At 72.9% G+C, this 22,365-nt stretch carries 16 protein-coding genes; 7 read left to right on the plus strand and 9 right to left on the minus strand.

All coding sequences use genetic code 11. The features are described from left to right. Positions 1-6 precede the first annotated feature (6 nt). The 3 genes from ACIQUR_RS11580 to ACIQUR_RS11590 form a co-directional block, all read right to left on the minus strand. Entirely contained in the window at positions 7-930 is a 924-nt protein-coding gene (locus ACIQUR_RS11580; protein ID WP_403662007.1) for an RNA polymerase sigma-70 factor, read from the minus strand. Between the two features lie 32 nt (positions 931-962). Further along, complete coding sequence (locus tag ACIQUR_RS11585) at positions 963-1,436, minus strand: carboxymuconolactone decarboxylase family protein (RefSeq protein WP_403662010.1); 474 nt, start codon at positions 1,434-1,436, stop codon at positions 963-965. Between the two features lie 86 nt (positions 1,437-1,522). Next, complete coding sequence (locus ACIQUR_RS11590) at positions 1,523-2,644, minus strand: AI-2E family transporter (protein WP_403662013.1); 1,122 nt, start codon at positions 2,642-2,644, stop codon at positions 1,523-1,525. A gap of 132 nt (positions 2,645-2,776) precedes the next feature. Between ACIQUR_RS11590 and ACIQUR_RS11595 the strand changes: the two genes are divergently transcribed. Then, entirely contained in the window at positions 2,777-3,652 is an 876-nt protein-coding gene (locus tag ACIQUR_RS11595; RefSeq protein ID WP_403662016.1) for a DMT family transporter, read from the plus strand. A gap of 39 nt (positions 3,653-3,691) precedes the next feature. After that, a complete protein-coding gene (locus ACIQUR_RS11600) occupies positions 3,692-4,054 on the plus strand; it encodes a DUF4180 domain-containing protein (RefSeq protein WP_403662019.1) in 363 nt (120 codons plus the stop codon). A 106-nt stretch (positions 4,055-4,160) separates the two neighbouring features. Here ACIQUR_RS11600 and ACIQUR_RS11605 read toward each other — a convergent pair whose 3' ends face one another. Further along, entirely contained in the window at positions 4,161-5,684 is a 1,524-nt protein-coding gene (locus ACIQUR_RS11605; protein ID WP_403662685.1) for a hypothetical protein, read from the minus strand. Between the two features lie 144 nt (positions 5,685-5,828). Between ACIQUR_RS11605 and ACIQUR_RS11610 the strand changes: the two genes are divergently transcribed. Together ACIQUR_RS11610 and ACIQUR_RS11615 are read left to right on the plus strand one after the other, a co-directional pair. After that, positions 5,829-6,368 carry a WcaF family extracellular polysaccharide biosynthesis acetyltransferase gene (locus tag ACIQUR_RS11610; RefSeq protein ID WP_403662022.1) on the plus strand — a complete coding sequence of 180 codons (540 nt, stop codon included), beginning with the start codon at positions 5,829-5,831 and terminating at the stop codon, positions 6,366-6,368. A 10-nt stretch (positions 6,369-6,378) separates the two neighbouring features. Further along, positions 6,379-7,497, plus strand: coding sequence for a glycosyltransferase (locus tag ACIQUR_RS11615; RefSeq protein ID WP_403662025.1), 1,119 nt, complete (start codon positions 6,379-6,381; stop codon positions 7,495-7,497). 80 nt (positions 7,498-7,577) lie between these two features. Here the strand turns inward: ACIQUR_RS11615 and ACIQUR_RS11620 are convergent, their stop codons facing one another. The 3 genes from ACIQUR_RS11620 to gmd form a co-directional block, all read right to left on the minus strand. Continuing rightward, a complete protein-coding gene (locus tag ACIQUR_RS11620) occupies positions 7,578-8,255 on the minus strand; it encodes a hypothetical protein (protein ID WP_403662028.1) in 678 nt (225 codons plus the stop codon). Positions 8,256-8,333: 78 nt separating this feature from the next. Then, positions 8,334-11,120 (minus strand): DNRLRE domain-containing protein, encoded by a 2,787-nt coding sequence (locus ACIQUR_RS11625; protein ID WP_403662031.1) that lies wholly within the window; start codon positions 11,118-11,120, stop codon positions 8,334-8,336. A 233-nt stretch (positions 11,121-11,353) separates the two neighbouring features. Next, positions 11,354-12,367: a GDP-mannose 4,6-dehydratase gene (gene gmd / locus ACIQUR_RS11630; RefSeq protein ID WP_399948739.1), complete on the minus strand. Its 1,014-nt coding sequence runs from the start codon at positions 12,365-12,367 to the stop codon at positions 11,354-11,356. Between the two features lie 86 nt (positions 12,368-12,453). Here gmd and ACIQUR_RS11635 point away from each other — a divergent pair, with 86 nt between their 5' ends. Beyond that, positions 12,454-13,398 (plus strand): GDP-L-fucose synthase family protein, encoded by a 945-nt coding sequence (locus ACIQUR_RS11635; RefSeq protein ID WP_403662034.1) that lies wholly within the window; start codon positions 12,454-12,456, stop codon positions 13,396-13,398. Between the two features lie 18 nt (positions 13,399-13,416). Here ACIQUR_RS11635 and ACIQUR_RS11640 read toward each other — a convergent pair whose 3' ends face one another. Further along, positions 13,417-14,892, minus strand: coding sequence for a sugar transferase (locus ACIQUR_RS11640; protein WP_403662037.1), 1,476 nt, complete (start codon positions 14,890-14,892; stop codon positions 13,417-13,419). 454 nt (positions 14,893-15,346) lie between these two features. Here ACIQUR_RS11640 and ACIQUR_RS11645 point away from each other — a divergent pair, with 454 nt between their 5' ends. Beyond that, the gene (locus tag ACIQUR_RS11645; protein WP_403662688.1) at positions 15,347-17,554 is read left to right on the plus strand and encodes a M4 family metallopeptidase; all 2,208 of its coding nucleotides are present in this window, start codon (positions 15,347-15,349) and stop codon (positions 17,552-17,554) included. 182 nt (positions 17,555-17,736) lie between these two features. Further along, the gene (locus tag ACIQUR_RS11650) at positions 17,737-19,164 is read left to right on the plus strand and encodes a nitronate monooxygenase (RefSeq protein WP_403662040.1); all 1,428 of its coding nucleotides are present in this window, start codon (positions 17,737-17,739) and stop codon (positions 19,162-19,164) included. Between the two features lie 224 nt (positions 19,165-19,388). Here the strand turns inward: ACIQUR_RS11650 and glgP are convergent, their stop codons facing one another. Then, a complete protein-coding gene (gene glgP / locus ACIQUR_RS11655) occupies positions 19,389-22,025 on the minus strand; it encodes an alpha-glucan family phosphorylase (RefSeq protein WP_403662043.1) in 2,637 nt (878 codons plus the stop codon). Positions 22,026-22,365: the final 340 nt, after the last annotated feature.

Below are 22,365 nucleotides of genomic sequence, written 5' to 3' on the forward strand. Positions count from 1 at the left end.
CGACCGCTACGGCGTGGGGCGGCGCAGTCGCCTCAGTTCGCGCTGGAGCGCCCACGCGTCCGCGACCGGCCCCACGTGCGCGAGCTTGTCGGGGTTGAGGACCATGCGGATCGCCTGCACCCGGCCGCCCAGCACGTCCAGCGCCATCGCCTGGACCACCCTGCCCTCCCGGTCCCGGAAGAGCGCCCCCGGCTGGCCGTTGACCTCCCGCGGCTCCAGCGTGACGTCGATCTCCGCCAGCCGCGGGAACACGGCCGCCAGCAGCCGGGCCACGTTGTCCGCGCCCAGGACCGACCTGGCCAGCTGCGGCGCCTTGCCCCCGCCGTCCCCGGTCATCGCCACGTCGGCGGCCAGCAGGTCCTGGAGCCCCGCGACGTCACCCTCGCGGAGGGCGTCGAAGAACCGGGCCGCGAGTTCGTCCCGCTCCCTGCGGTCCGCCTCGAAGCGGGGCCGGCCCTCGCGCATGTGCCTGCGCGCCCGGGACAGCAGCTGCCGGCAGGCCGGCTCCGAGCGCCCCACCGCCCCGGCGATCTCGTCGAAGCCGAAGGCGAACACGTCCCGCAGGACGAACACCGACCGCTCCAGCGGGGTGAGCCGCTCCAGCAGGAGCAGCGCGGCCATCGACAGCGAGTCGGCCAGTTCCGCGGAGCGCGCCGGGTCCTCGTAGGGGTCGGCGAGCAGCGGCTCGGGGAACCACGGGCCGACGTACTCCTCCCGCCGGACCCGCGCGGAGCGCAGCACGTCGATCGACAGGCGCGTCACCGTGGTGCACAGGTACGACTTCACCGACGCGGGCCGGGTCGACGACCGGTCGTACCGCAGCCAGGCCTCCTGTACGGCGTCCTCGGCCTCGGTGACGCTGCCCAGGATCCGGTACGCGATGGAGAACAGCAGCGGCCGCAGCTCCTCGAACTCCTCGGTCTTGTCCATGTCCTGCCTCCCCCTCGGGTCCCCGCCGCCGATCAGTGGAACTGGCCCGGCACGTAGTCGCCGGCCGGCTGCTGGGTGATCACGTTCAGCCTGTTCACCATGTTCATGAAGGAAACCAGGACCACCAGGGCGGTGAGCTGCTCCTCGTCGTAGTGCCGGCCGGCCCGTTCCCAGACCTCGTCGGGGACGCCGCCGGCGCCGTCGCCGACGCGGGTGCCCTCCTCGGCCAGTTCCAGCGCCGCGCGCTCGGCCTCGGTGAAGACCTTGGCCTCCCGCCAGGCCGCCACCAGGTTCAGCCGTACCGCGGTCTCACCGGCGGCCGCGGCGTCCTTGGTGTGCATGTCGATGCAGACGGCGCAGCCGTTGACCTGGCTCACCCGCAGGGCCACCAGCTCCTGCGTCGCGGCCGGCAGCGCCGACGCCCTGAGCTCCCGGCCCGCGGCCATCAGGTGCTTGAAGGCCTTGGGGGCGTTCGGGCCGGTGACGAAGTCCAGTCGCGCGTCCATGGGGTGCTCCTCCGGTGTGGTGTTCGGCTACACCCACGGGACGGCCGGACCCCGCTCCCCGTGACACGGCCGGAAGGTGAGCCGCGTCACACCGGCTGCGGTTGCCCCCGCCCGGGGTCCGGCGGCCCGGTGGGGCCGCCGTCGTCCCCCGGGTCCTCGGGGGGCTCGGGTTCCGCCGCCGCGCGGAGGGACGTGTGGACCGCCCAGACGACCGAGACCAGGGGGACCGCGACCACCGCGCCGACGATGCCGGCGGCGATGGTGCCGGCGACGACCGAGATCGCGACCACCAGCGGGTGCAGCCGGACCGCCCAGCTCATCACCAGCGGGTGCAACAGGTGGCCCTCGATCTGCCCGATGACCACGATGAGCGCGACCACGATCCCGGCCACCAGAGGTCCCTTCGACGCCAGCGCCACCACCGCGGCCACCGCCAGCGCCACCGGCGAGCCGATCAGCGGCACGAAGGCGGCGAAGAACTCCAGCAGCGCCAGCGGCACCGCGAGCGGCACCCCCAGGAAGTACAGGGCGATGCCGACCAGGAGCGCGTTGACGGCCGCCACCAGCACGATGCCGTGGGTGTAGCCGGTGAAGGTGCGCCAGGCGGCCTCCCCCGCCACGCCCCAGCGCCCGCGCACCCCGTCCGGCAGCTGCCCGCGGTACCAGGCCCACATCCGGTCGCCGGAGTACGTGAAGAACACCGCGGAGAACAGGGCGAGGGCCAGCACCGTCAGCACGTGCACCAGCTGGCCGGCACCGCTGAGCGCGGTGGACACCAGCGTCGACCGGTGGCTCGACAGGTACTCGCCCAGCCGGGCCTCCAGGTTGCCCAGCGCCTGCGGGTCCACGTGGAACGGCGGCCGGGACAGCCACTCCTGGATGCTGGCGAGCCCGTCGCGGAACTCCCGCGCCAGCGTGGTGCGCTCCCCCGCCACCGCCTCCCCCACGAAGGCGAGGAGCCCCAGGACCAGCGCGATGCTGCCGAGCATCGTCAGGCCCACCGCGAGCCCGCGCGGCAGGCCGCGGGCCACCAGGTCGGCGACCGGCCGCAGCAGCGCGGTGACCACGAGGCCGAGGAACAGGGCCACGCCGATCTCGTGGAAGCGGCCGAGGACGGCGAAGACCGCGTACACGGCGGCGCCGACGACGATCAGGCGCCACGCGTACGCCGCGGCCGTGCGCAGGAGCGGTGACACCCGGGGCTGCATGCCCTTGGACGTACCACCGGGGGCCGGGCCCGCCACGCCGCCGGTCCGAGGTTCCCCCGACCGGGGGGCCGTACGGGCGACCCGCGCCGGGCCGTCCGCCCCCGGGAGCCGGCGGGCCCGAGGCTGGACCCCGTGTCCCTCGTCCTCCCGGTCGTCTTCGCCGTGTTCGCCGCCTTCAGCAACGCGGCCGCCACCGTGCTCCAGCGGCGGGCGGCCCTGACCGTGCCGCAGAGCCGGGGCTTCCGGCCGGGCCTGGTCCTTGACCTGCTGAAACGGCCGCTCTGGCTGGGCGGGATCGCGGCGGTCATCGCGGCCGGGGCGGGCCAGGCGCTGGCCCTGGCGACCGGCCCGCTGTCGCTCGTACAGCCCCTGTTCGTCCTGGAGCTGCCGCTGGCCCTGCTGATCGCCTCGCTGTTCGCCCGGCGGCCGCTGCCGGGCGCGCTGTGGCTCGCGGTGGCCGCCGTGGTGGCCGGGCTCGGGGTCGCGATGGTGGCGGCCTCGCCGGACGGGAACCGTACGCACGTGCCCCTGGACCGGTGGGTGCCGGCGCTGGCCGGCTGCGCGGCGGCCGTGTGCGCGCTGGCCGTGGCGGGGCTGCGGCGCCCGCCGGGCCGGGCGCGCGCCGGCTGCCTGGGCGCGGCCACCGCGATCTGCTACGCGGTGACCGCGGCGCTGATGAAGTCGGCCGTGCACGTACTGGACGAGCGCGGCCCGGGCGGCTTCCTGACGGCCTGGCAGACGTACGCCTTCGCGCTCACCGGGATCGCCGCGCTGCTGCTCCTGGAGCACGCCATGCAGGGCGGCCCGCTGATCGCCTCGCAGCCCGCCCTCACCCTGGGGGACGCGAGCCTGAGCCTGCTGCTGGGGGTGCTGCTGTACGAGGAGCACGTGCGGGCGGGCTGGTGGCTGGTCCCGGAGCTCGCGGGGCTGGCGCTGATCGTGACCGGGGTCCTGTCCCTGTCCCGCCGCTCACCGGAGGAGGAAGCGCCCGCAAGAGCGCCGGAATAGGGTCGCCGGGCGGGACGCGGCTGCCTACGCTGGCCCGTCATGAACACGCTTGAGGTGATCCACGACGTCCCGGTCCTGCTCTGCTCCGCCGAGGGTGCGCCCGTACGCGGCGAGGCCGACGCGCTCGACCTGATCGGCGAGGCCTGGTATCAGGGGGCGCAGTGGGTGGTCGTGCCGGCCGGGCGGTTCGACGACGCGTTCTTCCGGCTGCGCACGCGGGTGGCTGGGGACATCGTCCAGAAGCTGGTGAACTACCGCATGGGGATGGTGGTGCTGGGCGACGTCTCCCGGCACACGGAGGCGAGCGAGGCGCTGCGGGACTTCGTCCGCGAGTGCAACCGCGGGAGCCAGACCTGGTTCCTGCCGGACCTGGACGCGCTCCGCGCCCGGCTCGCCGGCTGACCCGCCGGCGGAACGGGCCGTTGCCGGACCCGCCGGCGGAACGGGCCGGAGCCCGCACCGGTGCGGGGGCCGGCTCCCGTGCAGCGGCCCGGACCCCGGCGGGGCGTCAGCGCAGGGTGCGCTTGTCCTGGCGGTGGGTCATGACCAGGGCCAGGCACAGTCCCGCGATCGCCACCCGGCCCGAGGCCTGCAGGAGCGGGCCGCGCAGCAGGATGAACGAGTAGCCCGCGACCAGCGGGACCACGACCGAGATCAGGCTGCCCGGGGGCGACCGCCGGGTGGCCCGGCGGGCGTACCTGCGGTCGACCCGGGCGGACGCGTACCCCAGGCCCAGGAGTCCCGCGCCCATGCCGACGGGGCCGAAGTCCAGCCACAGCTCGGCCCACACCGGCGAGGAGAGGTTGGTGTTGACGGTGCCCATCCACTGGCCGACCATCACGCCGGTGTCGCGCGGTTTGCCGGGCCAGACCGAGCGCGGCACGATGAAGAACACCGAGCCGGCCAGCTGGCGCCCGTAGAAGTGGCCTGGGCCGGAGTCGGCGAAGGTGATGGTGTTGGCGAACATGCCGACCTGGTCGTAGTCCTTGAGCGCCATGGGCTCCAGGAACGAGGTCGTCTCGACCGGCTTGTAGTTCTTCTCGTCGTACCGGAACCGGTCGGCGAAGGGGAAGATCAGCAGCGCGGCGATCACGCCCATGCTGAGCGCCACCCGGTACATCGCCGCGCTCACCGGGAAGACGGTGAAGAGCAGCGAGAACATGACCGTCATGAACCAGTAGCGCGGGTTCGAGATCGGGTTGTTGACGATCACGTTGAGGACGGCCAGCGCCGCCGTGGTGGCGATGACCGACGGCATCCGGCGGGCGCGCGTCGACGTGACCATCCAGCGGGTGTACATCAGCAGGGCCAGCAGGGCCGGCACCGTGCCGAAGCCGCGCAGGAAGGCCTGGCCCGCCTGGCTGTCGTCGGCGGAGACGCCGGCCTCCTCGATGCCGGCGATGATCTCCTGCCGGCTGCTGAAGAAGACGGCGGGGCCGCCGAGCTTGAGGATGAACAGCGCGGAGCAGGCGAAGGCGATGACCGTCAGCAGCTGGAGCCGGCGCCGGTGGACCATCACCGGCTGCTGCTCCTTCTCCGTGCGGCGGTCGGGCCGGCTGCGGGCCAGCAGCGCGCCGACGTCGAAGGCGATGCAGCCGAGCAGGATGAGCGCGATGGCCTGGGTGAGGTCGGACCGGGGGCCGACCACGGGGGTCGGGACCTGGCCCAGTACCGCCTGCGCGAGGGGGGCCACGCCCAGCGCCATGTAGACGAAGAGCCAGAAGGAGCCCTGGAGCAGCTTGCGGCGGCTGGTGAGGATCATGCCGGAGAGGCGGGCGCCGGCGTACATGGTGAGGGCGAGCTGGAGCCAGAAGGCCGCGTCCCGCACGCCGGCCCCGGACTGGGAGGCGATGAACAGCGGGAGGAAGACGGTGAACCCGAGGGCCAGCGGCACCGACAGGGCGCGGGAGAGCAGCGTGCGGGGCGTGGTGACCTTGCCCCACTGCGCGTCGTCGGGCTCGTCGCGTCCGCGCGGCGGTACGGGCGGCCGGGGGCCGGACCCCCAGGGCGCGCCCGGCGTGGGTCCCTGTATGTCTGTCGCCGCCACCGCGCCCCCACCCCTGTCGTGCAATTCGGCCCGAAGTCTAGTCAGCGGTGCGCGGAGCGGCGATGGGCGGTCCGCCGAACCGATAATGTGAACGCCCGGTGCCAGGGGGGTGCCGGTGGGGGTGAATCGATGCGTGATCTCCCGGCCTTCACGCTGGCCGGTTACGACAAGGGCCGGGGCAAGCTGACCCAGGCGCTCTGGTTCGCCGTGATGAACACGGTCTTCATGGCCTGGTTCACGCCGGCCCGGGTGCGGGTGGCCCTGCTGCGCGCCTTCGGCGCCGAGATCGGTACGGGCGTGCTCATCCGGCACCGCGTCCGCGTCCTGTGGCCCTGGAAGCTCCGCATCGGCGACCACACGTGGATCGGCGAGGGCGCCTGGCTGCTGAACCTGGAGCCGGTCACCATCGGGGCCAACGTGTGCGTGTCCCAGGAGGCGCTGCTGTGCACCGGCAGCCACGACCACCGGGCCGCCGACTTCCGCTACCGCAACGCCCCCATCACCGTCGAGGACGGCGCCTGGATCGCGGCCCGCGCCACCGTGCTCGCCGGGGTCACCATCGGCCGCCACGCGGTGGCCGCCGCCGGGTCCGTGGTCCACCGGGACCTGCCCGAGCTGACGCTGCAGACCATGGACGGGCGCCGCCGCGCCGTCGACGAGCCCAAGTGAGGGTCCACCAGTGAGAGTCCTGCACGCGGTCACGCTGCATTCCCCCACCCACGCCTTCGGCGGCCCCGTACGGGTGGCCCTGAACCTCTCCAAGGGCCTGCGCGCCCGCGGCCACGAGGCCGCCCTCGTCGCGCTCGGCGAGGGCTTCGACGACCCCTGGCCCACCGAGGTCGAGGGGGTGCCCGCCCGCCTCTACCCGGCCCGTCGGCTGCTGCCGCTCGGCTTCAGCGGGATGACCTCGCCCGCGCTGCTGGCCCGGGCCGGCCGCCTGGTGCGGGACGCGGACCTGGTCCACGTGCACCTGGCCCGCGACCTGGTGACCCTGCCGGTGGCGCTCGCCGCGCTGCGCGCCGGCAAGCCGCTGGTGCTGCAGACCCACGGCATGGTGGACCCGAGCGGGAAGCTGCTGGCCAAGGTGCTGGACGCGGTCGCGGTGCGCCGGCTGCTGCGCGGCGCGGGCGCGGTGCTGTACCTGACGCCGCACGAGCGCGAGGCGCTGGACGCGGTGGTCGGCGGCACCGGGCTGGCGAACACGGTACGGCTGGTCAACGGCGTGCCGGCGCAGGACGAGCGGCCGCCGCTGGCCGGCCCGCCGCGGATCCTTTACTCGGCACGGCTGCAGGCCCGCAAGCGGCCGGTGGACTTCGTCCGGGCGGCCGCGCTGGTGCGGGAGCGGGTGCCGGACGCGGAGTTCGTGGTGGCCGGTCCCGACGAGGGCGAACTGGCCGCGGTGTCCGAGGCGGTCGGCTCGCTGGGGCTGGACGACTCGGTCTCCGTACCCGGGGCGCTGACCAGCGCTCAGGTCCTCACGGAGCTGCGGCGGGCGCACGTGTACGTCCTGCCGTCGGTCGACGAGCCGTTCCCCATGTCGGTGCTGGAGGCCCTCGCCGTGGGCGTGCCGGCCGTGGTCACGCACTCCAACGGCCTGGCGCGCGACATCGCCGGCGCCGGTGCCGGGCGCGCGGTCGAGCCGGGCCCCGAGGGCGTGGCCGCCGCGGTGCTGGAGCTGCTGGACGAGGCGGCGAACCGGGACGCGTCCACGGCCGCCCGCAAACTGGCCGCGGAGTCCTTCTCGATGGACGCGGTGCTGGACACGCTCCTGGACACGTACGCGCGGGTCGCGGCGTAGGACGCGGAGAGGGCCCGCACCCCCGTGCGTGACACGGCGGGTACGGGCCCTCTGCGGTGTGCGGGAGGGAGCCGGGACGGCTACGCGGGGATCCAGGCGTAGCAGCCGGTGGAGACGAACTCCGCGGTGCCCGCGGGGATCTTCGCGGTGATCTTCTCGCCGGGCTTGGTGCCCAGCTCGGGGCCGGCGGCCAGGCTCTTGCCGGAGCTGCTCCGGGCCTGCCAGGTGCAGCTCGCCGTCGGGGCCGGCGCGCGGTAGGTGCCCGGCTCCGGCCGCTTGCGCGTGCCGTCCCCGAAGCCCCGCTCGGCCGCGGCCAGCACCGGCTTCTGCTCGGGGCAGAGGTACGGGATGGCCTCTTCGGCGGCCGGGATCTCGCCCGCGACGATGGAGGCCACGGCGGCGTCCTTGTCGTGCTTGGCGGTACGGGCGACCCGCTGGCAGGCCTCCTGTCCGGTCTGGAGGACGGCCGCCGGGTCGGTCTTCTCGGGCACCCGCCCGCTCAGGTACTTCTTCTCCTGCGGGGTGAAGGACCCGGTGACCGGCTTGAGCGAGTCGTCCGGGACGACCGGCCCGGTGGGCTTGGCCGCGGGAGGCACCGTCGAGGGCTCGGCGGTGGGCGGCTCCGGCGCGGAGGAGCTGGCCGGCGGCTTGGCGTTGGCGGTGCCGCCGTCGGCCTTGTCGCCCGAGCTGCAGGCGGTGAGCGTGAGGGCGGCGGCCAGCAGGGCCCCGGCCGCGACGCGTCGGTTCAGGTGACGCATGAGGTGCTCCAGGTGTGTCGGTGCAGGTGCGGGGTCCGGCCTGGTGGGCCGGACCCCGCACCCTCGTTCACTCGGCCGTTACGGCTGGCCGAAGGTGAGGATCAGCTTCGGCGTCCCCTCGTTGGCCGTGGACTCGGAGGACCACAGCCACAGCGGGTCGCTGCCGTTGCTGGTCAGCGCCACGCTGTACTCGCCGCCCAGGACGGCCGACAGGGCGGCCTTGTCCAGGTCGACGTTGTGCACGGCGGAGCCGTCGGCGATGCCGCCGATGGTGCCGAGCACGGTCGCGCCCAGCGCCGGCTTGGTCTTGTACGAGGTGGTCGCGCCGCTCCAGGTGCCGGTGACCGGGACCACGGAGACGGTGTCGGCGGTGCCGGCGCCCGTCTGGGTGGTGGTCTTGATCTGGAGGGAGGCGGTCTTCAGGACCTGGCCGGCCGGGGCGGCCGGGAGGTTGAAGCGCAGGTAGGTCTCGTACAGCGAGCCGCTGCCGCGGACCGCCATGGAGGTGGTGGTGCCGTAGCTCGCGCTGGGGGCACCCTGGTTGACGTAGGTGTCCTCGGCCGCGGAGACCTCGGTGACCGTCTCGGTCTGCGCCTTGGCCAGGTTGTAGTGGTTCTGGGCCTGGGCCTGGGTGAGGGCGGTCGGGTAGACCGCGGTCTCGTCGAGCTGGCCGGCGAAGAAGTTGCTCGTCGGGCGGTTCGGCCAGCTGGCCAGGTTGTCGCCGCCGACGTGCCAGTAGCCCGCGTAGGCCTGGTGCGTGGTGACGTTCAGGGTGCCCTTGTTCTGGCCGTCGACGTACAGGGCCATGCCGCTCGGGCCCTGGGTGGCGACCACGTGGTGCCACTTGTTGTCGTTGTACGAGTCGAACAGGCCGGTCGTGATGGTCCGGGTGGAGCCGTTGTAGACGCCGAAGACCAGACGACCCGAGTTCGTCATGTAGATCTGCTTGTCGTAGCTGCTGCTGTTGCGGGTCGTGTTGTTGCCGAACCCGATCAGCTTGCCGCCGCGCGTGGTGCCGGTCTTGAACCAGGTCTCCAGGGTGTAGGCGGAGCCCACGGTCTGGCGGCGGTCGCTGTGCAGCTGCTCGTCGGTTCCGTTGAAGCCGATGGCCGTGCTGGTGCCGGAGATGGCACCCGGGGCCTGGCGCAGGGCGGGGGCGTTGATGTGCAGACCGCTGGTGTTGCCGTTGGACGAGTCGGCCACGTAGGGGGTGACCGCGTCGTCGTAGCGCCAGTACAGCTCGGCGCCGTCCTGGCGGACCTGGTTCGGGTACGCCTGGACCGAGGCCGGGACGGTCACGGTGGAGGCGGTCGACAGGGCGCTGGTGTTGCCCGCGGCGTCGGTGGCGGTCACCCGGTAGGTGTACGAGTTGCCGGCCTTGACGGTGCTGTCGGTCCAGGAGGCCTGCGGGCGCTCCCACTCCAGGGACTCGGCGGTGACGGTGGCGACCGGGGTGCCGGAGCCGTTCCGGTAGATCCGGTACGTCAGCTTGCTGTCGTCCTGGTCGTAGCTGGTGCGCCAGCGGACCTGGGCTTCGCCGGGCTTGACGGAGGAGGCGCTGGCGACCGGGGTGGTCGGGGCGCCGACGTCGCCGGTGGAGGCGAAGCGGGTCAGGCCCATCTGCGGCTTGCCGTTGATGAGGGTGAACTCACCGCCGACCCACATGTACTTGACGTCGTTCTTCTCCGCGATGGCCATGACGCGCGGGCCGATGCCCTCGCCGATGCCGTCGTTGGCGTTGGGGTGCCAGCCGAGCTTGCGGGGGCTGCGGACGTAGCCGTCGACGGGCGCGGGGGCCGCACCCTCGTGGTTGGTCAGCTGGGCCAGCAGGAAGTTCCGCTTGCCGTCGGGGAACTGGAGCTCGGTGGAGCAGTCGTGCGCGTGCGAGGAGCTGTAGAGCACGCCCTGGTACGGGAGCACGAACTGGGTGGCGCCGAGGCAGCGGTCGCGCCACTTCTCGGAGAAGTCGCTCAGGCGCAGGCCGATGCGGCCGTCGAAGACGCCGCCGCCGGAGCCCTCGTTGCCCGTGTAGAAGCCGCCCTCGTCGTCGGTGGCGATGTGCTTGACCACCGAGTTCGTGGGGATGTAGCCGTTCGCGTAGCTCTTCGTGACGGCACCGGTGGTCGCGTTGACCACGGCCAGCGCGTGGCTGTTGGCGCCGTTGACGGAGAAGAAGTCGCCGCCGATGATCACGTTCGCGCCGTCGGGCGTGACGGCGATGGCGCGGCCGGGCTCGTCGGCGTTGGCCGTGAACGGCTTCAGGGCGCCGGTGGAGGCGTCGACCGCGGCGAAGCGCTGGCGGGTCGCGCCCTCGACGGTGCCGAAGTCGCCGGCCGCGTAGAGGGTGTCGTCCGTGACGGCGAGCGCGCGGACGGTGGCCGGGAAGGCCGGGTGGAACGCCGCCTTGGGGGTGCAGCTCTCGATGTCGATGGCCGCGACGCTGCTGACCGGGACGTTGTTGACGGCACCGAAGTAGCCGCCCGCGTACAGCGTCTTGCCGTCCTTGGAGACGACGAGCGCGCGGACCGTCGCGGAGCCCTCACCGACGGTGAAGGACAGCGCGCAGTCGGTCGGCGCGCCGGTCGCGGCGTCCAGCGCCACGAAGTTGACGGCCTCCTTCTCGGTGCCGCTGCCGCCCTCGGGCGGGGTGACGGCGGAGAAGGTGCCGCCGGCGAACACGGTGCCGTTGGCCTGCGCCATGGCGAACACGATGCCGTTGGTCTGCCAGGTCGGCAGCTCGTCGGCCGTGAAGGCCACGGGCGTGGTGATGGCGGACGCCTGAGGCATCACCATCAGCCCGATGCCGGCACCTGCGCCGGCGAGAGACAGGACGAGGGCGGCGGTCAGCCCTCTTGATCTACGCATGAGCCCCCCAGGGCAATTCGCCCGGTGATGAATGGCTGAAATTATCCGAACAGCCATATGTACTGGCGCAGATTAGGGCTCAAGCGAGGGCCCGGTCACCCCACTTGACCCATTGCATACCAATGGGCTCGAGCGAATCGGTGCACTGCGGACATACGGCACTACGGACGTTCGAACGGCATGTTCCGGCCACGACCCGGTGGTGGTGACCGGAACATGCAAACTCTAGGACCTCAGCGGTCGATCCGGACGGTTGCCCCGGCCAACTGGTCCTCGACCTGGCGGATGTCGGCGTCCACCATGATCCGCGCCAGCTCGTCCACCAGGACCGTCGGCTTCCAGCCGAGCAGCTCCTGGGCCTTGCTGGAGTCGCCGATGAGGGCGTCGACCTCGCTGGGGCGCTCGTACTTGGGGTCGTACCGCACGTGCTCGTTCCAGTCGAGGCCGGCGTGCGCGAAGGAGGCCTCCACGAACTGGCGGACCGTGGCCGCGACGCCGGTGGCCACCACGTAGTCGGTCGGCTCGTCCTGCTGGAGCATCCGCCACATCGCGTCGACGTACTCCGGGGCGTAGCCCCAGTCGCGGACCGCGTCGAGGTTGCCCAGGTACAGCTTGTCCTGGAGGCCCGTCTTGATCCGCGCGACGGCGCGGGTGATCTTGCGGGTCACGAAGGTCTCGCCGCGGCGCGGGGACTCGTGGTTGAAGAGGATGCCGTTGACGGCGTACATGTCGTACGCCTCGCGGTAGTTCACGGTGGCCCAGTACGCGAAGACCTTCGCGGCGCCGTAGGGGCTGCGCGGGTGGAACGGCGTGGACTCGTTCTGCGGCGGCGGGGTGGAGCCGAACATCTCGGACGAGGACGCCTGGTAGATGCGGGTGTTCACGCCGCTCGCCCGGATCGCCTCCAGCAGCCGCAGCGCGCCGAGGCCCGTGACGTCGCCGGTGTACAGCGGGGCGTCGAAGGAGACGCGGACGTGGGACTGGGCGCCGAGGTTGTAGACCTCGTCGGGCTGTATCTCGCGCAGCAGGTTCACCAGGGCCACGCCGTCGGACAGGTCCGCGTGGTGCAGCACGAAGGAGCGGTTGGCCGTCTGCGGGTCCTGGTAGACGTGGTCGATCCGCTCGGTGTTGAAGCTGGACGACCGCCGCACGAGCCCGTGCACCGTGTAGCCCTTCGAGAGCAGGAGCTCGGCCAGGTACGAGCCGTCCTGTCCCGTCACGCCGGTGATCAGTGCGGTCTTGCTCATGCGGGTTCCCCCAGGATCGTTGTTGTTCGTACTGAAATACGGGGTTGGTCCCCTGCGGGTGAAGCGGGTTTGACATCATCCGACGCATGACTGCATCGATGCCGTACCTGCCCACGCACGCCCGCGTCTTCGTCGCGGGTCACCGCGGCCTCGTGGGCTCCGCCGTGGCCCGGCGGCTCACCGCCGACGGCCATGAGGTGATCACCCGCGGCCGCGCCGAGCTGGACCTCCGCGACGCCGCGGCCACGGAGGCCTTCCTCAAGGACGTCCGGCCCGACGCCGTGGTTCTCGCCGCCGCCAAGGTGGGCGGCATCATGGCGAACAGCACCTACCCGGTGCAGTTCCTCGAGGACAACCTGAAGATCCAGCTGAGCGTCATCGCCGGGGCGCACGCCGCCGGTGTCGGCCGTCTGCTGTTCCTCGGTTCCTCGTGCATCTACCCGAAGCTGGCGCCCCAGCCGATCAGCGAGGACGCGCTGCTGACCGGCCCGCTGGAGCCGACCAACGAGGCGTACGCGCTGGCCAAGATCGCCGGCATCGTCCAGGTCCAGTCGTACCGGAAGCAGTACGGGGCCTCGTACATCTCGGCGATGCCGACGAACCTCTACGGCCCGGGCGACAACTTCGACCTGGAGACCTCGCACGTGCTGCCCGCCCTGATCCGCCGCTTCCACGAGGCGGCCGCCGAGGGGCGCGAGGAGGTCACGCTGTGGGGCTCGGGCACGCCGCGCCGCGAGTTCCTGCACGTGGACGACCTGGCGGCCGCGTGCGCGGTGCTGCTGGCCTCGTACGACGGCGACGAGCCCGTCAACATCGGCTGCGGCGAGGACCTGACCATCCGGGAGCTCGCCGAGACCGTGGCCGACGTGACCGGCTTCCGCGGCCGGCTCGCGTGGGACACGAGCAAGCCCGACGGTACGCCGCGCAAGCTGCTGGACGTGTCCCGGCTGACCTCCCTCGGCTGGAAGCCGGGGATTCCGCTGCGGGACGGCATCGCGTCCACCTACCGGTGGTGGCGCGAGCAGGGCTGAACTCATCCGGGGTGCTCCTCAGTACGCTCCGCGCCCGTCGACGACGGCGCGGAACGTACGGGCCACCAGGTCGACGTCGCTGGTGAAGGACCAGTTGTCGACGTACTGGAGGTCGAGCTGGATGGTCTCGTCCCAGGACAGGTCGGAGCGGCCGCTGATCTGCCACAGGCCGGTCATGCCGGGACGGACCGTCAGGCGGCGCAGCTCGACCTCGTCGTACTCGGCGACCTCCTCGGGCAGCGGCGGCCGGGGGCCGACCAGCGACATCCGGCCGGTGAGCACGTTGATGAGCTGCGGCAGCTCGTCGAGCGAGGTACGGCGCAGGAAGCGGCCGACCCGGGTGATCCGGGGGTCGCGGCGCATCTTGAACATGTGGCCGTCGTTCTCGTTGGCCCCGGCCAGGTCCGCCTTGCGCTGGTCGGCGTCGACGACCATGGTGCGGAACTTCCACATGACGAACGGGACGCCGTCCCGGCCGATGCGGCGCTGCCGGTAGAAGGCGGGGCCGGGCGAGCCCAGCCGGATCGCGGCGACGAGCGCGAGGAAGACGGGCGCGAGGAGCAGCAGGCCCAGGCCGGCGCCGGCCCGGTCGAGCACCGACTTCAGTACGGGCTGCACGCCGCGGCGCACGGGGGGCGCGACCCGCAGCACGGCGAGGCCGCCCGCCGACAGGGTCTCCAGCCGCTTCACGGATATCTCGACGAGGCCGGGGAAGACGGCGAGTTCGAGGCCGGCGTCGTGCAGGGCCCAGGCCACCCGGCGCAGCCGCTCGCCGGCCAGCCGGGCTCCGGGGGCGACGAGCACGAGGTCGGCGCGCAGGCCGCGGACCGCGGCGAGGACGGTGTCGGCGTCCCCGGCCGGGGCCGCGGGCATCTCGTGGGCGAGGCGGGCGGGCACCGGTACGCCGCTGGTCGTGCGGCCCGGGCCGACGGGGAGGGCGCCCACGACGACGTACGGGTGGTCGGTGCGGCCGGCCAGGTGGGCGATGACGCTCTCGGCCGCGTCCGGCTCCCCGATGACCAGCACCCGGCTGACGGCCTGGGCCTCGCGCCGGGCGGCGGCGAGGTGCCGGTAGGTCAGCTTGTGGCAGACGAGGGTGACCAGGAGGGCCGGCAGCAGGGCCGCGAGGGAGACCAGCGGATGACTGGACTCGCCCGTGGCGGCCCGGGCAACGGCCAGGACACCGAGCAGAATCAGCCAGTCGTGGAGTACGGGCAGCGCTCCCCGGGACTCGCCCAGGGCACGGGAGGAGTAGCGCCGGCGGAGCGTCTGGACGCCCGTCCAGGCGAGCGCGGCGCCGACGGCGCAGAGCACGGGACGCGGCTGGTGGGAGGCCTCGAAGGCGAGGGCGACCGGGACCCCGGCGCCGAGCAGGTCGGAGCTCAGCGCGGCGGGCAGGTACCAGCGGGCCTTGTCACCGAGGCCGCGCGGGACGGCTTCCGAAACCGGCTCTGATCTGGCCACTCTTTGAGCGGGAACGTGAACATGCCTCATGGGCCCCCCTGGCACGTGTGGTCTCGACTGTCGCGCTCGTCCACGCTTCCCCTGGCGATGGACGTCTGACGCACCGGGAAACAGTACGACAAACACCCGTACGGTAAGTGCCGTTTACGGCAAAGAGACATCTCGTTGCCCAGTCGTTAACACCCGGTACCTCTCATTCCACATGCCGGATGCCCGGCCATCCACCCGGCCGCCCATAAGGAGATGAACGGTTCGTATAGCGGACATGCCGCTTCGGACAACGAACCATTTCTGGCCAACCTTGCGCCGCGCCACTGACATGTTCATGCCTCTGGTGGCACTCTTCACTCCGTTCTGCGCACTGCCTGCTCTGCCCGGTGGCCCACCCAGCCGTCCGGAACCCCCCTGCAGAAGGAGTCCTGCGTTGAGTCCCACCCCCCATAGGCGTGCCACCGCGGCCGGCGCGCTCGTTGCCGCTGCGGCCATGCTCGCCGTCGGCATCCAGGCCGGTTCCGCCACCGCCGACGCCACCGCGTCGAACGCGGTCCAGGCCGCCCGCCCGAACCCGGGCGCCGCTGCCGTCAAGCTGACCCCCTCCCAGCGTGCGACGCTGATCGCGGAGGCGGGCTCCGGCACCGCCCAGGCCGCCAAGGCCCTCGGGCTCGGCGGCCAGGAGAAGCTCATCGTCCGCGACGTGGCCAAGGACGCCGACGGCACGACGCACACCACCTACGAGCGGACCTTCGCGGGACTGCCCGTGCTCGGCGGTGACCTGACGGTCCATGCCCGCAACGGCGTGACCAAGTCCGTCACCAAGGCCACCAACCACACCATCAGCGTGCCGACGACCTCCGCCACGGTGGCCGCCTCGGCCGCCGAGAAGCAGGCGATCGGCGCCGCGAAGGCCGAGGGCGGCAAGGACGCCAAGCCGTCCCGGGCCGCCCGCAAGGTCGTCTGGGCCGCCTCCGGCGCCCCCGTCCTCGCGTACGAGACCGTCGTCGGCGGCCTCCAGCACGACGGCACGCCGAGCGAGCTGCACGTGGTCACCAACGCCAAGACCGGCGCGAAGATAGCCGAGTGGCAGGGCGTCGAGACCGGTACCGGCAACACCATGTACAGCGGCACCGTGACGCTGGGCACCTCGCAGTCGGGCAGCACCTACAACCTGACCGACGCGGCGCGCGGCAACCACAAGACGTACAACCTCAACCGGGGCACCTCCGGCACCGGCACGCTGTTCTCCGGGTCCGACGACGTCTGGGGCAACGGCTCGCCTTCCAACCTGGAGACGGCCGGCGCCGACGCCCACTACGGCGCCGCCCTGACCTGGGACTACTACAAGAACGTGCACGGCCGCAACGGCCTGCGCAACGACGGTGTGGCGCCCTACACCCGGGTCCACTACGGCAACGCCTACGTCAACGCGTTCTGGCAGGACTCCTGCTTCTGCATGACGTACGGCGACGGTGACGGCAACGTCAAGCCGCTCACGTCGATCGACGTGGCCGCGCACGAGATGACCCACGGCATGACCTCGGTCACCGGCAACATGACCTACTCGGGCGAGCCCGGCGGTCTGAACGAGGCCACCTCCGACATCTTCGCGGCGGCGGTCGAGTTCTACGGCGCCAACTCCAACGACGTGGGCGACTACCTCGTCGGCGAGAAGATCGACATCCGCGGCAACGGCACCCCGCTGCGCTACATGGACAAGCCGAGCAAGGACGGCTCGTCCAAGGACGCGTGGTACTCCGGCATCGGCTCCATCGACGTCCACTACTCCTCGGGCCCGGCGAACCACTGGTTCTACCTCGCCTCCGAGGGCAGCGGCCCGAAGGTGATCAACGGCGTGAGCTACGACTCGCCGACCTCCGACGGCCAGCCGGTGACGCCGATCGGCCGCGCCGCCGCCGAGAAGATCTGGTTCCGCGCGCTGACCGTGGGCTACTTCAAGTCCACGACCAACTACGCGGACGCCCGCGTCCAGACGCTGAAGGCCGCGGCCGACCTGTACGGCCAGGGCTCGGCCACGTACAACAACGTCGCGAACGCCTGGGCCGCCATCAACGTCGGCTCGCGCATCGTCAACGGCGTCTCGGTCACCAACCCGGGCAACCAGAACACCGTCGTCAACACGGCGGCCAGCCTGCAGATCCAGGCGACCTCCACCAACCCGGGCGCGCTGAGCTACTCGGCCACCGGCCTCCCGGCCGGCCTGTCGATCAACTCCTCCACCGGTCTGATCTCCGGCACCGCCACCACCGCGGGCACCTCCAACGTCACGGTGACGGTCACGGACTCGACCAACGCGACCGGTACCGCGTCGTTCACCTGGACGGTCGGCACCAACCAGCAGAACGTCTTCGAGAACACGAACGACTACACGATCAGCGACAACTCGACCGTCGAGTCGCCGATCAACGTCACCCGCACGGGCAACGCCCCCGCGACCCTCAAGGTGGACGTGAACATCGTCCACACCTACGTCGGTGACCTGAAGGTCGACCTCGTCGCCCCCGACGGCTCCGTCTACAACCTGCGCAACCGCACCGGCGGCAGCGCGGACAACATCGTGCAGAGCTTCACGGTGAACGCCTCCTCCGAGGTGGCCCAGGGCACCTGGAAGCTCCGTGTCGCGGACCTCGCGTCCCTCGACACCGGCTACATCAACAGCTGGAAGCTCACCTTCTGACCGGGGCGAGTGACAGCCGCACCACCTGAGTGACCCACAGAACGGCCCGGGGACCTTCCCCGGGCCGTTCTGCCCGTACGGACGGGACCTTCGCCGGGCTCCCGGCCCCCACCCCCGCGCCACACTGGAGCCGCGAACCTACGGAACCGTAGGTTCGAAGGCGACCCGAGGACGCGACGCGCATGCCCGAGACCGCAGAACACCCGTGGCTGATCCAGGGCGGCATGGGCGTCGCCGTCTCCGGCTGGCGCCTGGCGCGCGCCGTCTCAGGGCCCGGCCGGCTCGGCGTGGTCTCCGGCACCGCCCTCGACGTCGTCCTGGCCCGGGTGCTCCAGCTCGGCGACCCCGGCGGCCACACCCGCCGTGCCCTGGCCGCCTTCCCGGTCCCCGGCCTGGCCAGGACCGCCCTCGACCGCTGGTACCGGCCGGACGGGCTGCCGGAGGGCGCCCCGATGCGGAGCACACCGAAGCTGCGCGCGGCCGGCGGCGGCCCCGCGGAACTGCTCACCGTCCTCGGCAACTTCGTCGAGGTCTGGCTGGCCAAGGAGGGCCACGACGGGCCGGTCGGCGTCAACTACCTGGAGAAGATCCAGCCGGCCACGGCCCCCGCGATGTTCGGCGCGATGCTCGCGGGCGTCGACCACGTGCTGGTCGGCGCCGGCGTACCGGGCCGGATCCCGGCCATCGCCACCGCCCTCGCGCGGTACGAGCCCTGCGTCACCCAGATCACCGTGGAGGGCGACGAGGAGCCGCTGGAGCAGCACTTCGACCCGGTCGCACTGCTCGGCGGCCGGCCCGTCGGCGCCCTGCGCCGCCCGCGGGTGCTGGCGATCGTCTCGCTGCCGGTGCTCGCCGCCTACCTCGCCCGGGACCCGGCCACCCGCCCCGACGGGGTCGTCATCGAGACCAGCCGGGCGGGCGGCCACAGCGCGCCGCCGCGCGGCCCGCTGCGGCTCGACGCGGCCGGCGAGCCCGTATACGGCCCCCGGGACCATCCCGACCTGGCCCGGATGGCCGCGCTCGGCCTGCCGTTCTGGCTCGCGGGCGGCCAGGCGCATCCGGAGGCGGTGGCCGCGGCCCGGGCCGCCGGCGCGGCCGGGGTCCAGATCGGCAGCGCCTTCGCGCTCTGCGAGGAGTCGGGACTGGCGGAGCCGCTGCGGCGGGAGCTGCGGGAGCGGGCCGCGGCAGGCACCCTCCGGGTGCGCAACGACCCGGACGCCTCCCCCACCGCCTTCCCCTTCAAGGTGGCCGAACTCCCGGGCACCCTCTCGGAGCCCGGGGTGGCCGGATCCCGGCGCCGGGTGTGCGACCTGGGGCTCCTCCGGACGCCGGTGCGCGGGGCGCGCGGGGTGGCGTACCGGTGTGCGGCCGAGCCGGAGGGCGCGTACGTCCGCAAGGGCGGGGCCCTCGCGGACACCCGGGGCCGGCTGTGCCTGTGCAACGGGCTGCTGGCCACCGTCGGGCTGGGCCAGCGCCGCGGCTCGGGGCAGCCGGAGCCGCCCCTGGTCACGATCGGCCAGGACCTCTCGTTCCTGGCCACCCTGTCCCCCGCCGGCGCCCCGTACCCGGCCGCGGACGTCATCTCCTGGCTCAGGCCGGGCGCTGCCTGAACCCTGCGGGCCCCCGCTCCTGAATCTGCCCCCGGGGCCACTTCCGGCCTCGCCGGCGGTTGAGGCGTGGGGGTCCCCCCGGACGGAGTCTGGGGGAGGGTCCGGGGCGGAGCCCCGGTTTCGGGAAAGGGGCGGGGTGGGGAACCGGCTCCGCGCAGCGGCAACGGCCCGCACCCCGCACGGCCCCGCACGGGACCGGCACGGGACCCGCACCCCCCGGAGGGCTACCGCAGCGGCGGCGGCGCGGCCGTGGACGCCGCGGTCGACGGCGCGGCCAGCAGCCCCAGCTCCGCCCCGTGGGCCAGCAGCCCGTGGGACGGCAGGATCCGCACCGTGTAGCCGAACGGCCCGGTGCGGTCCAGGGCCAGCGGCCCCTCGTACAGCCAGCGCCCGTCGAGGTCCGGGCCACCCGCCGGCTTGAGCGGGAACACCCGGGCGTCGGTGATGACGTCCTCCGCGTCCACCCGGCCGGCCAGCGCCTGCACCTCCACGTCGTCCGGCCCGAGCGCGTCCAGGCTCACCTGCACCCGCAGGCTCAGCGTGGCGCCCAGCTGCGCCGTGCCGTTGACCGGAGTGGCCGCGAGGGCCTCCACGTGGTCCACCGCCACCCCCGGCCAGGCGGCCCGCACCCGGGACTTCCATTCGGCCAGTCCGCGGGCGGCGTCCGGGACCAGCGCGCGATGGGCCCGGGCGGCCGGGGTGTACAGCCGCTCCACGTACTCGCGCACCATCCGGCCCGCCAGCACCTTCGGTCCCAGTGACACCAGCGTCCTGCGGACCATCTCGATCCACCGGCCCGGCAGGTTGCCGCCCCCGGAGCGGTCGTAGAACCGGGGCACCACCCGGCGCTCGATCAGCTCGTAGAGGGCCGCCGCCTCCAGGTCGTCGCGGCGGTCCTCGTCCGTGCCGGCGCCGTCGGCGGTCGGGATGGCCCAGCCGAAGTCCGGCTCGAACCACTCGTCCCACCAGCCGTCCAGCACCGACAGGTTGAGGCAGCCGTTGAGCGCCGCCTTCATGCCGCTGGTCCCGCAGGCCTCCAGCGGCCGCAGGGGGTTGTTCAGCCACACGTCGCAGCCCGGGTAGAGCTTCTGGGCCATCGCCATGCCGTAGTCGGGCAGGAAGACGATGCGGTGCCGCACCCGGGGGTCGTCGGAGAACCGCACCAGCTCCTGCACCAGCCGCTTGCCGCCGTCGTCGGCGGGATGGGCCTTGCCCGCCACCACGATCTGCACCGGCCGCTCCGGGTCGAGCAGCAGCCTGCGCAGCCGCTCCGGATCGCGCAGCATCAGCGTCAGCCGCTTGTACGAGGGCACCCGGCGCGCGAACCCGATGGTCAGCACGTCGGGGTCCAGCACCGAGTCGACCCAGCCGAGCTCCGCCGCGCCGGCGCCGCGCTGCCGCCAGGAGGCCCGCAGCCGCTCGCGCACCTCCTGCACCAGCTGCTCGCGCAGCCCCCGGCGCAGGTCCCAGACGTCCGCGTCCGGGATGTCCGCCACGGCGTCCCAGCGCGCCGAGCCGCCCACCGACAGGGCGTCCTCGGCCCGTCCGGCGCCGATCTGGCGGGCGCCGAGCCGCATCACCTCGGGCGCCACCCAGGTCGGCGCGTGCACGCCGTTGGTGATGGAGGTGATCGGCACGTCGGCGGGGTCGAACCCGGGCCACAGGCCCGCGAACATGCCGCGGCTGACGGCCCCGTGCAGGGTGGAGACGCCGTTGGCGCGCTGCGCCAGCCGCAGCCCCATCACGGCCATGTTGAAGATGCCGGGGTCGCCGCCCTCGTAGGTCTCCAGGCCGAGCTCGAGGATGCGGTCGACGGGGATGCCGGCCAGTTCGCCGCCCTCGCCGAAGTGGCGGGCGACCAGGGCGCGGTCGAACCGGTCGATGCCGGCGGGGACGGGGGTGTGGGTGGTGAAGACGGTCCCCGCGCGGACCGTCTCCAGCGCGGCGTCGAAGCCCAGGCCCTCGCCCGCGAGTTCCCTTATGCGTTCCAGGCCGAGGAACCCGGCGTGTCCCTCGTTCGTGTGGAAGACCTCGGGTTCCGGGTGCCCGGTCAGGGCGCAGTACGTGCGGACCGCGCGCACCCCGCCGATGCCGAGCAGCATCTCCTGGAGCAGCCGGTGGTCGCTGCCGCCGCCGTAGAGCCGGTCGGTCACCTCGCGGGCGGCGGGGTCGTTGTCCTCGACGTCGGAGTCGAGCAGCAGCAGCGGCACGCGGCCCACCCGCGCCTGCCAGACGTGGGCGTGCAGGGAGCGGCCGGACGGGAGCTGGAGGGTGATCCGGCAGGGGTCCCCGTCGGGCTGGCGGAGCAGGGAGACGGGCAGCTCGTTCGGGTCGAGCACCGGGTAGTGCTCCTGCTGCCAGCCGTCCCGGGAGAGGGACTGGCGGAAGTAGCCGTGGCGGTAGAGCAGCCCGACGCCGATGAGCGGGGCTCCGAGGTCGCTGGCGGCCTTGAGGTGGTCCCCGGCGAGGATCCCGAGGCCGCCGGAGTACTGCGGCAGCGCGGCGGTGATCCCGAACTCGGGTGAGAAGTAGGCGACGGCGGCAGGGAGTTCCGGGGCGTTCTCCTGGTTCTGGTACCAGCGGTCGCCGCGGAGGTAGTCGTCGAGGTCGGCGGAGACGGCGGCCAGCCGGCGCAGGAACCTGCGGTCCTGGGACAGCTCGGCGAGCCGGGCGGCGGAGACGGAGCCGAGCAGCCGGACGGGGTCGCCGCCCGCCGTGTGCCAGCCCTCGGGGTCGACGGATTGGAAGAGTTCGCGGGTCTCCGCGTGCCAGGACCAGCGCAGGTTGCGCGCGAGGCCGTGGAGCGGCTGGAGGGGTTCCGGCAGGACGGGGCGCACGGTGAATCGACGGATTGCCTTCACGTGTCCACCTTCGCAGGGGAGGTACGGATCGTCATGGACGCACCACGCTGTGCGTTCCGGCTTCACCCCAGGAAAGGTAGCCGCGTCGAACTCCCGCCATTCCCGTTACGTATGAGTAGTTGACCCGAAGACCGGATTGCACCGCCCGAAGGCGGGGAAAGGCTGACCGCGTGCCTCCCCCGCCGGGAGTGCACCGTGCACCCGCCCCCCACTTCCCGCCACCCGAGTGAACGCGGACAGGAGCGGCCATGCCCGCACTTCAGCCGTCGTTGGAGCGGCTAGAAACAGACCGAGCAGAGCGCGTCGCCCCGGCGCGTCTCGGACCATGCCCCCGGAACCA

Source organism: Streptomyces sp. NPDC101132, from assembly GCF_044759225.1.
In the GTDB taxonomy this organism is placed as follows: domain Bacteria; phylum Actinomycetota; class Actinomycetes; order Streptomycetales; family Streptomycetaceae; genus Streptomyces.

Coding starts and splice junctions, on each gene's coding strand:
- ACIQUR_RS11580 (WP_403662007.1), bottom strand. CDS start 930: ATGGACAAGACCGAGGAGTTCGAGGAGCTGCGGCCGCTGCTGTTCTCC.
- ACIQUR_RS11585 (WP_403662010.1), bottom strand. CDS start 1,436: ATGGACGCGCGACTGGACTTCGTCACCGGCCCGAACGCCCCCAAGGCC.
- ACIQUR_RS11590 (WP_403662013.1), bottom strand. CDS start 2,644: ATGCAGCCCCGGGTGTCACCGCTCCTGCGCACGGCCGCGGCGTACGCG.
- ACIQUR_RS11600 (WP_403662019.1), top strand. CDS start 3,692: ATGAACACGCTTGAGGTGATCCACGACGTCCCGGTCCTGCTCTGCTCC.
- ACIQUR_RS11610 (WP_403662022.1), top strand. CDS start 5,829: ATGCGTGATCTCCCGGCCTTCACGCTGGCCGGTTACGACAAGGGCCGG.
- ACIQUR_RS11620 (WP_403662028.1), bottom strand. CDS start 8,255: ATGCGTCACCTGAACCGACGCGTCGCGGCCGGGGCCCTGCTGGCCGCC.
- ACIQUR_RS11625 (WP_403662031.1), bottom strand. CDS start 11,120: ATGCGTAGATCAAGAGGGCTGACCGCCGCCCTCGTCCTGTCTCTCGCC.
- gmd (WP_399948739.1), bottom strand. CDS start 12,367: ATGAGCAAGACCGCACTGATCACCGGCGTGACGGGACAGGACGGCTCG.
- ACIQUR_RS11635 (WP_403662034.1), top strand. CDS start 12,454: ATGACTGCATCGATGCCGTACCTGCCCACGCACGCCCGCGTCTTCGTC.
- ACIQUR_RS11640 (WP_403662037.1), bottom strand. CDS start 14,892: ATGAGGCATGTTCACGTTCCCGCTCAAAGAGTGGCCAGATCAGAGCCG.
- ACIQUR_RS11645 (WP_403662688.1), top strand. CDS start 15,347: ATGCTCGCCGTCGGCATCCAGGCCGGTTCCGCCACCGCCGACGCCACC.
- ACIQUR_RS11650 (WP_403662040.1), top strand. CDS start 17,737: ATGCCCGAGACCGCAGAACACCCGTGGCTGATCCAGGGCGGCATGGGC.